Origin of the sequence: Pseudomonas sp. B19125 (assembly GCF_044218855.1) — a bacterium.
GTDB classification, from domain to species: Bacteria; Pseudomonadota; Gammaproteobacteria; order Pseudomonadales; family Pseudomonadaceae; genus Aquipseudomonas; species Aquipseudomonas edaphica.
The window spans coordinates 778,007-792,439 of sequence record NZ_CP162589.1 but is presented as its reverse complement, the minus strand read 5'-3'; the positions used below and the strand labels follow the sequence as shown (position 1 = coordinate 792,439).

Annotated in this window: 14 protein-coding genes; 4 read left to right on the top strand and 10 right to left on the bottom strand. The window is 60.7% G+C overall.

Annotated features, from left to right (window positions below; all coding sequences use genetic code 11):
* Positions 1-14 precede the first annotated feature (14 nt).
* The 3 genes from AB4P96_RS03500 to ilvA are packed head-to-tail and all read right to left on the bottom strand — an operon-like array spanning position 15 to position 3,241.
* Positions 15-1,268: an SDR family oxidoreductase gene (locus tag AB4P96_RS03500; RefSeq protein WP_395600506.1), complete on the bottom strand. Its 1,254-nt coding sequence runs from the start codon at positions 1,266-1,268 to the stop codon at positions 15-17.
* A 4-nt stretch (positions 1,269-1,272) separates the two neighbouring features.
* Entirely contained in the window at positions 1,273-1,686 is a 414-nt protein-coding gene (locus AB4P96_RS03495; protein WP_017139504.1) for a DUF2269 family protein, read from the bottom strand.
* Between the two features lie 40 nt (positions 1,687-1,726).
* A complete protein-coding gene (gene ilvA / locus AB4P96_RS03490) occupies positions 1,727-3,241 on the bottom strand; it encodes a threonine ammonia-lyase, biosynthetic (protein WP_236446429.1) in 1,515 nt (504 codons plus the stop codon).
* Positions 3,242-3,378: 137 nt separating this feature from the next.
* Here ilvA and rpiA point away from each other — a divergent pair, with 137 nt between their 5' ends.
* Both rpiA and AB4P96_RS03480 read left to right on the top strand, forming a co-directional pair.
* Positions 3,379-4,050, top strand: a complete 672-nt coding sequence (rpiA, locus tag AB4P96_RS03485; RefSeq protein ID WP_005792336.1) for a ribose-5-phosphate isomerase RpiA — start codon at positions 3,379-3,381, stop codon at positions 4,048-4,050.
* A 364-nt stretch (positions 4,051-4,414) separates the two neighbouring features.
* Positions 4,415-6,361, top strand: coding sequence for an autotransporter domain-containing protein (locus AB4P96_RS03480; protein ID WP_099550438.1), 1,947 nt, complete (start codon positions 4,415-4,417; stop codon positions 6,359-6,361).
* On the opposite strand, the gene AB4P96_RS03475 is transcribed toward AB4P96_RS03480, so the two are convergent.
* The 4 genes from AB4P96_RS03475 to AB4P96_RS03460 all read right to left on the bottom strand — a co-directional run bounded on the left by AB4P96_RS03475 (position 6,362) and on the right by AB4P96_RS03460 (position 10,662).
* The gene (locus tag AB4P96_RS03475) at positions 6,362-7,270 is read right to left on the bottom strand and encodes an SdiA-regulated domain-containing protein (RefSeq protein WP_017139507.1); all 909 of its coding nucleotides are present in this window, start codon (positions 7,268-7,270) and stop codon (positions 6,362-6,364) included.
* Positions 7,271-7,390: 120 nt separating this feature from the next.
* The gene (locus AB4P96_RS03470; protein ID WP_395600505.1) at positions 7,391-8,314 is read right to left on the bottom strand and encodes an SdiA-regulated domain-containing protein; all 924 of its coding nucleotides are present in this window, start codon (positions 8,312-8,314) and stop codon (positions 7,391-7,393) included.
* A gap of 266 nt (positions 8,315-8,580) precedes the next feature.
* Entirely contained in the window at positions 8,581-9,246 is a 666-nt protein-coding gene (locus tag AB4P96_RS03465) for a fumarylacetoacetate hydrolase family protein (protein ID WP_017139509.1), read from the bottom strand.
* Between the two features lie 21 nt (positions 9,247-9,267).
* The gene (locus AB4P96_RS03460; RefSeq protein WP_065912281.1) at positions 9,268-10,662 is read right to left on the bottom strand and encodes an FAD-binding oxidoreductase; all 1,395 of its coding nucleotides are present in this window, start codon (positions 10,660-10,662) and stop codon (positions 9,268-9,270) included.
* Positions 10,663-10,887: 225 nt separating this feature from the next.
* On the opposite strand from AB4P96_RS03460, the gene serA reads away from it, so the two are divergent.
* Complete coding sequence (serA, locus tag AB4P96_RS03455; protein WP_017139511.1) at positions 10,888-12,117, top strand: phosphoglycerate dehydrogenase; 1,230 nt, start codon at positions 10,888-10,890, stop codon at positions 12,115-12,117.
* A 62-nt stretch (positions 12,118-12,179) separates the two neighbouring features.
* On the opposite strand, the gene AB4P96_RS03450 is transcribed toward serA, so the two are convergent.
* Positions 12,180-12,620: a DUF4399 domain-containing protein gene (locus tag AB4P96_RS03450; RefSeq protein ID WP_017139512.1), complete on the bottom strand. Its 441-nt coding sequence runs from the start codon at positions 12,618-12,620 to the stop codon at positions 12,180-12,182.
* A 133-nt stretch (positions 12,621-12,753) separates the two neighbouring features.
* On the opposite strand from AB4P96_RS03450, the gene AB4P96_RS03445 reads away from it, so the two are divergent.
* Positions 12,754-13,227 carry a transporter substrate-binding domain-containing protein gene (locus tag AB4P96_RS03445; protein WP_017139513.1) on the top strand — a complete coding sequence of 158 codons (474 nt, stop codon included), beginning with the start codon at positions 12,754-12,756 and terminating at the stop codon, positions 13,225-13,227.
* A gap of 47 nt (positions 13,228-13,274) precedes the next feature.
* On the opposite strand, the gene AB4P96_RS03440 is transcribed toward AB4P96_RS03445, so the two are convergent.
* Positions 13,275-13,757 carry a DUF523 domain-containing protein gene (locus tag AB4P96_RS03440; RefSeq protein WP_017139514.1) on the bottom strand — a complete coding sequence of 161 codons (483 nt, stop codon included), beginning with the start codon at positions 13,755-13,757 and terminating at the stop codon, positions 13,275-13,277.
* 2 nt (positions 13,758-13,759) lie between these two features.
* Positions 13,760-14,392, bottom strand: coding sequence for a 2OG-Fe(II) oxygenase (locus AB4P96_RS03435; protein WP_176991648.1), 633 nt, complete (start codon positions 14,390-14,392; stop codon positions 13,760-13,762).
* Positions 14,393-14,433: the final 41 nt, after the last annotated feature.

The window sequence follows — 14,433 nt, the reverse complement described above, 5'->3', positions numbered from 1 at the left end:
CGGTCGAAAAAAGTTCAGTCCAGAGAAGGTTCAGTCCAGAGGAGCCAAAGGGTCGCCACCATGAGTACCAGATTTTTGGCGACCGCCGCGTAAGGATCAAACCAGTAATGGGGCAGGACTATGCTGATAATCACGGTATAGCCGCCCATCAACAGTAATTGCAGGATCAGCGCCGACCTGCGCCAGCGCGCAACCAGCAACCCCAGGCCCAACAGGCCATCACACACCGCCCCGGCGATCACGGCCACTGTCGCCCAAGTGCCCTGCACACCGGCCTCGGCCATGATGCGCAGGCCCCAGGCGTAACCCGGCCCAACGCAAACCGCCGCCGTCCCCAGCCAGATCAGCACCAATACCGCCAGCATCAGCGGGCGAATGGTGCGCTGGCTGCTTTGGGCCGCCGTGGGCCAGCCTTGCAGGCGTGAGGCTAACGGCGCGGCGGTGTAGCCGCAGACCGACGCCAGCACCTCGGGGTCAGCGACGTTATCCCGCTGAGCCAGGGCAATGCTCTGTGAGTTCAAGGCGCGCCAGCCCAGGCGATCACCCAGCCAGCCGCCCAACCCCAGCAATGGCGCTTGCAGGTATCGGCCTGCGCGCCAGCCTTGAGCGACGCGCAGGTGATCAATGACTTGAGCGAGCCGCATCGGTGCTGGCCCCACCAACGGCAGTACCAATGATTCGGCAGGCCACTGGCGCAACACGGCCAACACCGCGCCGACCAGGTCGTCGATATGCACCGGCTGCAGTTGAGCGTTGAGGTCCAGCAATGGAATCAGCGGCCAGGGCGACAGCCCCGCCAACCAGGCACTGCTGGCGCCCCCCTCGCCCACCACCAGCGAAGGCCGCAGCACCACGGCGGATACGCCAAGGCTCAGCAGATAGTCGTCAGCAGCGCCTTTGCTGGCCAGAAATGGCACATCCGATTGCGCTGAGACGCCGAGGGCTGAGATCTGCAACACTCGCACACCGTGATGGGCGGCCAGATCAAACAGCGCGCGGGCGCCCTGATCCTGGACGCGGCTCAGCTCGGCCGCATCCACGCTCAGCAACCCCGCCGCATTGATGACTAAATCGACCGACTCAGGAAACACCCAGCAACCTGGGTCGGCAGCCAACCGGCCCAAATCCAGCGCCTGCCATTGCACCCCTGGCCAGCCCTGACTTCGAGGCTTGCGACACGTCGCGATCACACTGTGCCCAGCCTGCTGCAGGGCACGCAGCAAGTGGCCACCGACAAAGCCGGTGGCGCCGACAAGCAGAATATTCATGCGGTTAAACCGGCTTGGCGCCCATCAACCCGGCAATCGCTACAAACCCCACCAGGCTGACCACCGCCAGCACCAGGGTGAAATTCAGGCTACCGCCCTCGCCCTTACGCAGGCGATTAAGCCGCGCCACCAGCCAGAACCACGCCAGTGCCGCCACGGTGTAGAGAATGCTGGAACCCAAAATCCAGGTTTGCCCCAGCGGCCAGCCGAGCAGATGCACCAGCCACCAGCCGGTGAACGGCATGCTGACCACGCAAACGCCCATCAGCAACCACACGAACGCCCACGGGCGTTGCACGGTAACCGCCGGGCCGGCGCTGCGTTTGCGCCAGGCCAGTACCGCCAGCCCGAGGCCGCTGAGCAACAGCAACACGGTGGCGGTGATGTGAATAACCTTGAGGGTGGTCAGCGTTTCCATGGTCTTGATTCCTTAAAGGCCGCCCAGTCAGCGTAGTCGCTCAACCGAGGAACAGCTGGTAAGCCGGGTTTTCGCTTTCATCCCAATACGGGTAGCCGATTTCTGCCAACGCGGCCGGCACCAGGTGGCGCTCGTCTGTCGGCACTTGCAGGCCTGCGACCACACGGCCGTCGGCTGCGCCGTGGTTGCGATAGTGGAACATCGAGATGTTCCAGCGCCCGCCTAATTTGTTAAGAAAGTTGAACAGCGCGCCCGGACGCTCGGGGAATTCGAAGCGAAACACCAGCTCGTCGCTGACTTTGGCTGCATGGCCACCCACCATATGGCGAATGTGCAACTTGGCCAGCTCGTTTTCGGTCAGGTCCAGCACCGGGAAACCCTGGCTTGTGAGGCTGGTGATCAACGCGCTGCGCGGGTCGTTTTCCGGGTGAGTCTGCACCCCCACGAAGATGTGCGCCTCGCGGCCGGAGTGGTAGCGGTAGTTGAATTCGGTGATCTGGCGCTTGCCCACGGCCTCGCAGAACGCCTTGAAGCTGCCCGGTTGCTCGGGGATGGTCACGGCGATGATGGCTTCGCGGCCTTCACCCAGCTCGGCGCGCTCGGCCACATGGCGCAGGCGGTCGAAGTTGACGTTGGCGCCGGAGTCGATGGCCACCAGGGTCTGCCCGGTCACGCCACGGGTTTCCACGTATTTCTTGATACCCGCCACGCCCAGCGCACCCGCAGGCTCGGTGATGGAGCGGGTGTCGTCGTAGATGTCCTTGATGGCCGCGCAGATTTCGTCGGTGCTGACGGTGATCACTTCGTCTACATAGTCTTTGCAGATATCAAAGGTGTGCTGGCCGATCTGCGCCACCGCCACGCCATCAGCAAAGATGCCGACCGTTGGCAGCACCACGCGCTCGCCTGCGGCCATGGCGGCTTGCAGGCAGTTGGAGTCATCCGGCTCGACGCCGATGATCTTGATTTCCGGGCGCAGGTATTTCACATACGCCGCAATCCCGGCGATCAGCCCGCCGCCGCCCACGGGTACAAAAATCGCGTCCAAAGGCCCAGGGTGCTGGCGCAGAATCTCCATCGCCACGGTGCCCTGCCCGGCAATGGTGTGTGGATCATCGTAAGGGTGAATGTAAACGTAGCCTTTTTCGTCGACCAGTTTCAGCGAGTAGGCCAGGGCTTCCGGGAAGGAATCACCGTGCAGCACCACTTTGCCGCCACGCGAGCGCACGCCTTCGACCTTGATCTCCGGCGTGGTCTTGGGCATCACGATGGTGGCTTTCACCCCCAGCACCTTGGCCGCCAGGGCCAGGCCCTGGGCGTGGTTGCCCGCAGAAGCGGTGACCACGCCGCGCGCGCGTTCTTCGGCGCTCAGTTGGGTCAGCTTGTTGTAGGCACCGCGAATCTTGAACGAGAACACCGGCTGCAAGTCTTCACGCTTGAGCCAGACCTTGTTGCCCAGCCGCTCGGAGAGCTGGCGCGCGGTCTGCAAGGGGGTTTCTACGGCAACGTCGTAAACGCGCGAGGTGAGGATCTTTTTGACGTACTGTTCAAGCATCGGAAAGCATCACTGGGCGGGTTGGGCAGGGCCAAGGAGTCTAACCCAGCGTTTAGCCGGGCGACCACACGAATCCCGAGGTTTTGTTGGGTTATACTCGCCGCCCTCGATAATTCCCCGCCCGTTCCGGAGCCCGCATGACCCAGGATCAACTCAAACAGGCAGTGGCCCAGGCCGCCGTCGATTTAATCCTTCCTAAACTCGACGACAAAAGCATCGTCGGTGTCGGCACCGGCTCCACCGCCAACTGCTTTATCGATGCACTGGCCCAGCACAAGGGTGCTTTCGACGGCGCCGTAGCCAGCTCCGAAGCCACCGCCGCGCGCCTCAAGGGCCATGGCATTCCAGTGTATGAGCTCAACACCGTGAGCGACCTGGAGTTCTACGTCGACGGCGCCGATGAAAGCGACGAGCACCTGAACCTGATCAAAGGCGGCGGCGCAGCCCTGACCCGCGAGAAGATCGTTGCGGCCGTGGCCAAGACCTTTATCTGCATCGCCGACGCCAGCAAGCTGGTGCCGGTGCTCGGCGCCTTCCCGCTGCCGGTGGAAGTTATCCCCATGGCCCGCAGCCACGTGGCCCGCGAGCTGGTGAAACTGGGCGGCGACCCGGTGTACCGCGAAGGCGTGCTGACCGACAACGGCAATATCATCATTGATGTGTTCAACATGCAGATCACCAACCCGGTGGAGCTGGAGACGCAGATCAATGCGATCGTTGGCGTGGTGACCAATGGCCTGTTCGCGGCGCGCCCGGCGGATGTGTTGCTGCTGGGTACTTCCGAAGGCGTGAAAACCCTCAAGGCCTAAAACTCACGGCCTGGCTTTATGTGGGAGCTGGCTTGCCTGCAATAGCATCACCTCGGTCTGACTTAAAGACCGAGGCGTCTGCATCGCGGGCAAGCCCGGCTCCCACACAAGTCAGCTCCCACAGGAGGCCTCATCGTTTAGAAGATCCGTGTAACAAAACCGCTACTTTTCGCAGCACCCCCGCCCAAAACCGTGCGCCATGTCACGGCATCCCACGCCTTTATTGGTATCAAATCCGTTACAAATGACAGCCAGGCGACCCAAGCGTTTAACAATGCGCCACTTCGCGCTCGCCCAGGGAATGAGGCGCGCATTGTGCAAAGGGTCTGGGCTGGAAAACTTCAATCACCTCAAGGAAGACCTTGTGATAAAGCCCCTCGCCCTCGCGATCAGCGTGGTCGGCAGCCTGCTGTCGGCGCAAACCCAGGCCTACGATTACGGCCAGCACGCCAATACCACCCTGGAAAAGCTGATCAACGATTACCCCGGCCGGTATCGCGGGACGGCCAATTTCGCCGGCGCGGCAGATTGGATGCAAAGCCAGATGGGTTCGGCCTACAGCCTCAGTCGACAGAACTTCACCTGGAACAACGGCACTCGCGCTGCGCAAAACGTGGTGGCCTATGCTGCGGGCACTAAACCGCAATACGTGGTGATTGGCGCGCACTTCGACACCTACTTTGGCCGCCCCACCTTGCAAGGCCTGGACGACAACGGCTCCGGCGCCAGCGTGCTGACCGAAGTGGCGAAGAACCTCGGCGGCTTGCAGCTGGAAAACGGCCTGCAAGTGGTCGCCTTCGGCGCCGAAGAGGAAGGCCTGCGGGGCTCCAAAGCCTTTGTCGATTCACTCAGCGCCAGCCAACGCGCGAATATGCTGGCGATGATCAACCTCGACAGCCTGATCACCGGCGACATGATGTACGCCCACGCAGGCCAGAACAGCACCGCCAACCCCGCGCTGGCATCGCTGCGCGAACACACCTTCCAGATCGCCAGGGAATTGAACATCCCGTTGTTCACCAACCCCGGCCTGGACCCGCAATACCCCAAGGGCACCGGCTGCTGCAGTGATGGCGAGCCGTTCGAACCGCTGAAGATCCCGATTCTGTATATCGAAGCCACCAACTGGGAGCTGGGCGATCTGGACGGCTACACCCAGACCAACAACCCGAAAATCCCCGGCGGCTCCACCTGGCACGACCCAGCAGAAGACAACAAAACCGTGCTGACCAATGCCTTCGGCCAGGAACGCATCGACCAGCGCCTGCGCGATTACTCGCGCCTGCTCAGCCGCCTGGTGTTGGAACTGACCAACGCCGACCTGCTGGCCTCGACCGCCTCGGGTGGCGCCGTTGCGCGCAACATGCAGGACAACCTGCAACGCCAGCATCAGGCCATGGTGCGCCTGCATGATCGCCGTTGGTTGACCTTGCAAGCGGCCAGCCGTGAGGTCGGAAGCTTCGATGGCGAAATCGGCATGGACGGCGAATACACCCCCGACAGCGGCTTCGACAGCCCGCTCAACCGCGATGCCCGACGCCTGGGCGTACACGCCTTGGGCGACTATCAGCTCACCTCCAGCCTGAATATCGGCGCCAGCCTCAGCTACCTCAATGGTCGTGACAAGCTGCAGCAGCGCGGAAAACTCGACAGCGACACCTGGCAGGCCGCGGTCTATGCCTTGCTCAACGATGGCGGCCCAAGCTGGCTGGCGGGCGATTTGAGCATTGGCCATACGCGTTTTGAGGCCAAGCGCAACCTGCTGATCCAAGCCAATGGCGGCCCGGTGCTGCTCAATCAACAACTGAGCGGCAACACCGACGCACTGTCCCTGGGCGCACGCGTACTCGGCGGTTATGACTTCGACTTCGGCGCAATCAAAAGCGGGCCGTTTGCCGGCCTGGACTACAGCCATTCGCGTATCGACAAGTTCCACGAGAAACAGAACCTGCGCACCGCGCTGGAGTACGAAGAACAGTCTTTCGACTCCCTGGAAGCCAGCCTCGGCTGGCGCGTGCGCGGTGCCGTCGCCCTGCCCTATGGCCTGAGCCTGATGCCTTACGGCGACATCGCCTGGGTCAAGGAGCTGGCCGATGGCCGTCTCGATGACCTGCAATTGACCGCCCGCGCCGATGGCCAGGCGCGCACCGCCAAGCTGGGTTCAGTGGACAAAAGCTTTGGCCGCGCGCAAATCGGCAGCCAGCTGGCGATCACCCCGCAGCTGGGCGTTTACGCCGAGGTCAACAGCCGCCTTGGGCACGCCGAGGGCAGCCAGACCGGCTACTCCCTGGGCGTGCAATGGATGTTTTGATCAGGGCTTCTTGAACACGTAAAACAGGTTCGGCTCGCTGACCAGGTACAGCGAGCCCTCGTCATCCATGGCGATCCCTTCGGCCTGAGGCACGCGTTTTTTCAGGCCATGGCGCCCGTTGAGCAGGGAAAGACTGCTCAACGGGCGACCATCGATGTCCAGTTCCAACACCAGGAACGACTCATCCGACAGCGCCAGCAAATGCCCGCTGCGCTCGTCGTATTGCAGGCTCGACAGGTCGCGCACAAACAGCCCGGCATCGCGCTTGGGGTTGTTGATCACATGCACCGAGTAGGTTTTTTCCGGTTTGAAATGGGGAAACCCGTGCACCTCGTAAATCAGCATCGGGTCGCGCTCCTTGGCCACGAACAGGCGCTTGCCCACCGAGTCATAGGCCAGCCCTTCGAAACCTTTATTGCCACCAAGGTGTACGCCCAGGGTCATCTGCTCCGCGTCGGCGGCGTCGAGAAATTGGGTGTCGTCATTCACGTGCACCTTGATCAGCCGCTGCTGGGCTTCATCGCTGATCACATAAATGTTGTCACTGATGAACTCCACCGCCTCGGCATCGCCAAAGCCCACCAACGGGATACGCCGCAGGATCCTGCCGTCCAGGGACAACTCGATCAGCTCGGCGTTTTTATTGGTGACCGTAAACAGGCTTTTGCGTATCGGGTCGTAAGTGAGGGCCGAGACATCATCGTCGAGCCCTTCGATGACCTTGGCTTCCAGGCTTACCCGGTAATCATTCAGGCCAATGGAGCGTTCATCGGCAGGATGGCGCCAGTGTTGAAGGTTGAACCAGGCCCGCTCGAACAAGCGAAAGTTCTGCGCGACCGCCCCGGCAATCACCAGGGCGAGCAGCAACAGGATAAAAAACGCGGGTTTGGGGCGGGCGAGTCGACGCATCAGGCAAGCTCAAAGTCAAAAAGTGGCGAATAAGTATCACGCCCGTCTGAATTTAAACTTAAACGCAGTCGACTGTCTGGCGAATGCCGCTGATAGCGAAGTATCCGACGTAATCGTCGGCTATTTCTGCTTCTCGAAACGATAGAACAGGTTGGATTCGCTGACCATGTACAAGGTGCCGGCTTCGTCCATGGTGACGCCTTCGGCACGCGGGATGGTGTGTTTGAGGCCATTGAAGCCGCCGAGCAGGGTCATGAAGCTGACTTGCTCGCCCTGCGCGTCCAGCTCCAGCAGCAGATGGGAATCGGCCGACAGCACCAGCAAATGCCCGGTGCGCGGGTCGACGGCCAGGGCCGAGAGGTTACGCATGTCCAGCTCAGTGCTGGCGATCTTCTGCTTATCGCCGGTCAGCGTGGCGCCATCGCTTTTCCAGGTGAACAACGCCGGTGGGCGCTCTTCCCCGAGCACGATCTGCTGGTTGCGCTTGTCCCAGGTCACACCTTCAAATGCCTTGTTCTGGTCCTTGGACGGGCCAAGGTCATAGTGCTTGAAGTCGGCATAGTTCAGTTGCTGGGTGCTGGCGTCGACGTTCACCACGCTCAAGGTGTGCATGCGCTCGTCGACAATGGCCATCAGGCCGTTTTCCATCACTGTCACGCCTTCCGGGTTGTTCCAGCCGTTGAGCGGCATCTTGCGCAACACATCGCCTTGCAGGTTCAGCTCAACCAGGAAAGGGTTTTTGCCCATCACGGAAAACAGGGTTTTGGTCTGCGGGTTGTAGGACAGGTCCGAAGCCTCGTCCTTTTCCATGCCGGGCAGCAATTTGCCATCGATCACCGCGTGGTAATCCGGCAGCCAGACGCTGGCCTGGCGTTCGGCCGGGGTTTCGAACCGCTCAGCGATCCACAGCACCCCACGGTCGTCCCAATGCATCGCCCAGGCAACGCCATACACAATGGCCCCGACCAGAAACAGCCAGGAATACCAGCGCAGGGCAAAACGTGAACGGGGCTTGGAAGTGAGGGTAGGCAGGGACACGGCCATTGAGCGCTTTTCCGCAGAGTCAGCTTTAGGTGATAGCACAGGATCAACAGGCCCGCGCGCAGGAGGCTGGGGATTATCCGGATGGCGTGTGAAAAAAATGCAAAACCAAGCGCGCGTAAACCAGTGTGGGAACTGATTTGTGTGGGAGCTGGCTTGCCTGCGATGCAGACGACTCGGTCTTTCATTTAGATCGAGGCGAGGCTATCGCAGGCAAGCCAGCTCCCACACGAGCCCGCCCCCACATTTTTGACCGTTTTGCCTGGTTCTTAGCGAACGACGCTTTCGAAACGGCTACCGCCACCCAATTCCAGCACCAGCTCATCGCCCACATTCAACGGGCCTACACCGGCTGGAGTGCCGGTAAGGATCACATCACCCGCCTGCAGCGAGAAGCAGCCGGCCATGTGCTGGATCATCGGGACGATCGGGTTGAGCATCTGCGAGCTATTGCCGTCCTGGCGCACTTCGCCGTTGATGGTCAGGCGAATGCCGATGTCGGTCACGTCGGCAAAGGTGCTGCTGACCACAAAGGGGGCAATCACGGCGGCGCCGTCAAAAGACTTGGCGATTTCCCACGGCAAGCCCTTGGCTTTCAGCTCGGCTTGCTTATCGCGCAGGGTCAAATCCAGGGCCGGAGCGAAGCCGGAGATGGCATCCAGCACTTCTTCACGGCTGGGCTTGGTCGACAACGGTTTGCCGATCAACACCGCAATTTCCGCTTCGTAGTGCACCGAACCGCGCTCGGTCGGAATGGCGAAACCGCCTTCCAGCGCGACCACGCAACTGCCCGGCTTGATGAACAGCAACGGCTCGGTCGGCACCGGATTGTCCAGTTCCTTGGCGTGTTCGGCGTAGTTACGCCCGATGCACACCACTTTGCCCAGGGGAAAGTGGATGTTGGTGCCGTCGACATACTTGTGCTGGTAGCTCATGAAACGACTCCTTCAGGGCGGTTAAACAGCGAAGATCTTGCCAGGGTTCATGATCCCGTTCGGGTCGAACACCGCTTTCACTGCTTTCATGTATTCGATTTCAACCGGGGAACGGCTGTAGGTCAGGTAATCGCGCTTGGTCATACCCACGCCGTGTTCGGCGGAGATTGAGCCGTTGTACTTCTGGACGGTCTCGAACACCCACTTGTTCACGGTGGCGCACTTGGCGAAGAACTCATCCTTGCTCAGGTTTTCTGGCTTGAGGATGTTCAGGTGCAGGTTGCCGTCGCCGATATGGCCGAACCAGACGATTTCGAAGTCCGGGTAGTGTTCGCCGACGATCGCATCAATTTCCTTCAAGAACGCTGGCACTTTGGAGACAGTGACCGAAATGTCGTTCTTGTACGGCGTCCAGTGGGAAATGGTCTCGGAGATGTACTCGCGCAGTTTCCACAGGTTGTGCAGTTGGGTTTCGCTCTGGCTCATCACGCCGTCCAGCACCCAGCCCTGCTCTACGCAGTGCTCGAAGGTTTCCAGGGCGTGGTTGGCAACTTCTTCGGTGGTGGCTTCGAATTCCAGCAGCGCGTAGAACGGGCAGTCGGTCTCGAAGGGAGCCGGCACGTCGCCACGGCCCATGACCTTGGCCAGGGCTTTGTCGGAGAAAAATTCGAAGGCGGTCAGGTCCAGCTTGCTCTGGAACGCGTGCAATACCGGCATGATCGAGTCGAAATCGGTGGTACCGAGCACCATCGCGGTGAGATTTTTCGGCGCACGGTCCAGGCGCATGGTGGCTTCGACCACAAAGCCCAACGTCCCTTCGGCACCGATAAACAGCTGGCGCATGTCGTAGCCGGTGGCGTTCTTGATCAGGTCGCGGTTCAGTTCCAGCACGTCACCCTTGCCGGTGACCACTTTCATGCCGGCCACCCAGTTGCGGGTCATGCCGTAGCGAATCACCTTGATCCCGCCGGCATTGGTGCCGATATTGCCGCCGATCTGGCTCGAACCCGACGAAGCGAAGTCCACCGGGTAGTACAGGCCTTTTTCTTCGGCGACGTTCTGCAATTGCTTGGTGACCACACCCGGCTGGCACACGGCGGTGCGGTCGGTGAGGTTCACGTCGAGAATCTGGTTCATGTAGTCGAATGAGACGACCACTTCGCCATTGGCCGCCACCGCAGCGGCCGACAAACCGGTACGACCACCCGATGGCACCAGCGCCACCTTGTGTTCATTGGCCCAACGGACGATGGCTTGGACCTGCTCGATGGTCTTGGGAAAGACGATAGCGGTCGGCGCGGGGGCGAAGTGCTTGGTCCAATCCTTGCCGTAAGCCTCCAGGGAGTCTGCATCGGTCAGCACTTTGCCAGGCTCAACCAGGGTCTTCAGCTCATCAATCAGGGCAGGATGGGTCATCGACGGAACTCTCGAACAATTCATGGTCATCCTGAGAACGCTTCACGTCGCAGGAATGGGTGTTTAGCGGGGCACGTATGCTAGCATACCGCCCCCGCAGGACAGAGCCCAAGGGCGTTCTGCGGTGACGGCTTTCCTGCCGTCCGGGTCAGCTCTTGTGCACTGATTCAAGGCACTAACTGCTCGATTCCCTGCCATTTTTCTCCGGGATACAGGTTTACGCAGATGAGCAAGACTTCTCTCGATAAGAGCAAGATCAAGTTCCTTCTTCTGGAAGGCGTCCACCCATCGGCTGTCGACGTACTGAAAGCCGCTGGGTACTCCAGCATTGAGTACATCACCAGTTCTCTGCCGGAAGCCCAGTTAAAGGAAAAGATCGCCGACGCGCACTTTATCGGCATTCGCTCCCGCACTCAGCTGACCGAAGAGATCTTCGACCACGCCAAGAAACTCGTGGCTGTCGGCTGTTTCTGCATCGGCACCAACCAGGTCGACCTTAACGCTGCGCGCGAGCGCGGTATCGCGGTGTTTAACGCACCGTACTCCAACACCCGTTCCGTTGCTGAGCTGGTGCTGGCCGAGGCGATCCTGCTGCTGCGCGGCATTCCTGAGAAAAACGCTTCCTGCCACCGTGGCGGCTGGATCAAAAGCGCGGCCAACTCCTTCGAAATCCGTGGCAAAAAGCTGGGTATCGTCGGTTACGGCTCGATCGGCACGCAGCTGTCGGTGCTGGCCGAAGGCTTGGGGATGCAGGTGTTCTTCTACGACACCCTGACCAAGCTGCCATTGGGCAACGCCACCCAAGTGGCGAGCCTGACCGAGCTGCTGGGCATGTCCGACATCGTCACCCTGCACGTACCGGAAACCGCTGAAACCCAGTGGATGATCGGCGAGAAGGAAATCCGCGCCATCAAGAAGGGCGGCATCCTGATCAACGCGGCACGCGGCACCGTGGTTAAGCTGGACGCCCTGGCCGACGCGATCAAGGACAAGCACCTGATCGGCGCCGCTATCGACGTGTTCCCGGTAGAGCCACGCTCTAACGACGACATCTTCGAAAGCCCGCTGCGTGGCCTGGACAACGTGATCCTGACTCCGCACATCGGCGGCTCCACCGCTGAAGCTCAGGCCAACATCGGCCTGGAAGTGTCGGAAAAGCTGGTCAAGTACAGCGACAACGGTACCTCGGTGTCTTCGGTCAACTTCCCCGAAGTGGCGCTGCCGGCTCACCCTGGCAAGCACCGCCTGCTGCACATCCACCAGAACATCCCTGGCGTGATGATGGAGATCAACAAGGTCTTCGCAGAAAACGGCATCAACATCTCCGGTCAGTTCCTGCAGACCAACGAGAAGGTTGGCTACGTGGTTATCGACGTCGACGCCGAGTACTCGGACCTGGCGCAAGAGAAGCTGCAGCACATCAACGGCACCATTCGTAGCCGCGTGTTGTTCTAACGCTTTGAACGCTGCACAAAAAAGGGAGCCTTCGGGGCTCCCTTTTTTTGTCTGAACAAATCTTACTTGACGTTAACCGTGATGACTTTCGAGGCTACAGTCGGGTTGAACTGCATGTGCAGTTTGTCGCCAGCGACCAGTTGCAAGGTGTGCTTGCCTGGGGTGAGGGTCAACTCGGTCTCGGTCTGGGCCTTGCCGTAGTGGATCACGGTGTCGGTGGCCGGGATCGGCACACTGGCGTCCGGCAGTTCTTTCTGGTCGATCAGCAGGTGGTGGTGGCCGGTGCCTGGGTCCTGGCTGGTCGCTGGCGCCAGTTTCAGGCCTTCCATACCGAACTTCACAGTGAAGGTTTTATCGACGGTGGCGCCGTCTTTTGGCGACACGATAAAGACTTTGGCGCCTTCCGGTGGTGCGCTGCGCGGGATACCGTCAGCGGCTGTGGCCAACATCGAAGCACCCAGCAAGAGGCTGGCCAGGGTTGCACGGGACAAAAGGGCTTTCATTCGCTTCTCCAGTTTTACGGTGAAATCTGTAGGGTTATGACAACTTCGCGACAAATTGCTGTCCAAGGCACTCAACACCATAGCAAGCGATGCTCAATGGCGCCTCGCACGCACAAATTCTTTAGGAGCGACCATGCGCTTTGTGCCTGGCCTTGTACTTTTACTGCCCCTGTTGAGCCCACTGGCTCACGCCGAACTGATCGATGACGTGTTTGATCGCGGCGAACTGCGCATCGCCCTGGAGGCCAACACCCCGCCGTACAACTTCAAGGACGGTGACAAGCTAACCGGTTTTGAAGTGGAGCTGGGTGAACAATTAGCCAAGGAAATGGAGGTTCGCCCCTCGTTCATCACTGTCGATGACGCCGACCTGCTGCCGGGTGTGGAAAGCGGCAAGTTCGACGTGGCCATCAACCATATCGCTATGACTGCCGCGCTGCAGGATCGGTTCGATTTCAGTGAGGCCTATAAGCAAACACCTGAGCTGGCCATTCCATTCCAGAAGGGCAACCCGGCATTCAAAAGCAGCCTGGACAATGCATTACAGCGGGTGAAGGCCGATGGTCGCTTGAAGGCGCTGACGCAGAAATGGTTTGCACCTGAGTGAAACACAGTCGATGTGGGAGCTGGCTTGTGTGGGAGCTGGCTTGAACCTCAAAGTTGTGCCAGGGCAATTGCCGCCTCAGGCAACTCCAGCTCACTGAACACCCGCACGCCATGGCGCTTGAGCAGCGCCGCCGTCACGCCTTCGCCGCTGACCTTCACGCCGCTGAAGGTGCCGTCATAGGTCAGCAGATTGCCGCAGGACGGGCTATTGGCCTTGAGAATCGCGATGCGGATGTTATGCCGCTGCGCCAACGCCAGTGCCTGGCGGGCGCCGTCGAGGAAGGCGGCGCTGAAGTCTTCGCCCTCGGCCGTCAGCACTTGCGCACGCCCTTCCCACACATCAATGCCCTGCCCGCCCGGGATCTCGGCGGAGGGACGCGGTGTCGGCAAACCGCCTGATACTTCCGGGCAAATCGCAACCACCCGGCCTTCGGCCTGCCAGGCCGCCAATTGATCGAAGGGGCCGCTGGCGCCACCGTCATAGCGCACCTTGTGCCCGAGCAGGCAGCGGCTGATCAGAATCTTTTGCATGGTTAAAACGGCTCGTTACCGCGTCGGCGAAACCAGCCGGTCAGGGACAGGCGTTCGCGCGTGGCGGGCAGGACTTCGTGGGGCACCTCCCCGGACAGGAACACCACCAGGCTACCGCCGGTGGGCACCACATCGTATTCCACGCCGCCCTTGAGGTACATGCGCAACTGGCCGCCATGCTCAGGTAACCAGGCGTCATTCAAATAGACCACTGCCGAGACCATGCGCCGGTCATCGTCGCGAAAACGGTCCAGGTGCTTGAGGTAAAACGCCCCTGGCGGGTACATCGCGAAGTGGCTTTCGAAATCTTCCAGGCCCAGGAACAGGCTGCGGTTCATGGCCAGGCGCAGGCTGTCCATCACGCTCATGTAGCTCTCGCAGACAGCGGCGTCGCCCTCCTCCAGCCACTGGATATGGTCGCCGCGAATACCCTCGCGTATCTCCTGCGCGGGGCCGCGTCCTACAGCCGCCGGGGCCAATTCACCCTCAGCCGCACGTTTACGGCACTCAGCCGCCAACTCCAGGGTCAGAGCCTGGGGCAGGAAGCCGTTCTGCTGCGACCAACCTTTTTCGGCCAGGTCGTCGACAATGCGTTGCAGCAGCGGATGATCGAGGGGTATTTGCATGGCGCGCATAGTATCCATACGCCTATGAATCCGACAGAGCCGCCGAGCGT

Excerpts from the sequence above, each read along its gene's own strand:
- AB4P96_RS03500 (WP_395600506.1), bottom strand. The coding sequence starts at position 1,268 with ATGAATATTCTGCTTGTCGGCGCCACCGGCTTTGTCGGTGGCCACTTG.
- AB4P96_RS03495 (WP_017139504.1), bottom strand. The coding sequence starts at position 1,686 with ATGGAAACGCTGACCACCCTCAAGGTTATTCACATCACCGCCACCGTG.
- ilvA (WP_236446429.1), bottom strand. The coding sequence starts at position 3,241 with ATGCTTGAACAGTACGTCAAAAAGATCCTCACCTCGCGCGTTTACGAC.
- rpiA (WP_005792336.1), top strand. The coding sequence starts at position 3,379 with ATGACCCAGGATCAACTCAAACAGGCAGTGGCCCAGGCCGCCGTCGAT.
- AB4P96_RS03475 (WP_017139507.1), bottom strand. The coding sequence starts at position 7,270 with ATGCGTCGACTCGCCCGCCCCAAACCCGCGTTTTTTATCCTGTTGCTG.
- AB4P96_RS03470 (WP_395600505.1), bottom strand. The coding sequence starts at position 8,314 with ATGGCCGTGTCCCTGCCTACCCTCACTTCCAAGCCCCGTTCACGTTTT.
- AB4P96_RS03465 (WP_017139509.1), bottom strand. The coding sequence starts at position 9,246 with ATGAGCTACCAGCACAAGTATGTCGACGGCACCAACATCCACTTTCCC.
- AB4P96_RS03460 (WP_065912281.1), bottom strand. The coding sequence starts at position 10,662 with ATGACCCATCCTGCCCTGATTGATGAGCTGAAGACCCTGGTTGAGCCT.
- serA (WP_017139511.1), top strand. The coding sequence starts at position 10,888 with ATGAGCAAGACTTCTCTCGATAAGAGCAAGATCAAGTTCCTTCTTCTG.
- AB4P96_RS03450 (WP_017139512.1), bottom strand. The coding sequence starts at position 12,620 with ATGAAAGCCCTTTTGTCCCGTGCAACCCTGGCCAGCCTCTTGCTGGGT.
- AB4P96_RS03445 (WP_017139513.1), top strand. The coding sequence starts at position 12,754 with ATGCGCTTTGTGCCTGGCCTTGTACTTTTACTGCCCCTGTTGAGCCCA.
- AB4P96_RS03440 (WP_017139514.1), bottom strand. The coding sequence starts at position 13,757 with ATGCAAAAGATTCTGATCAGCCGCTGCCTGCTCGGGCACAAGGTGCGC.
- AB4P96_RS03435 (WP_176991648.1), bottom strand. The coding sequence starts at position 14,392 with ATGCGCGCCATGCAAATACCCCTCGATCATCCGCTGCTGCAACGCATT.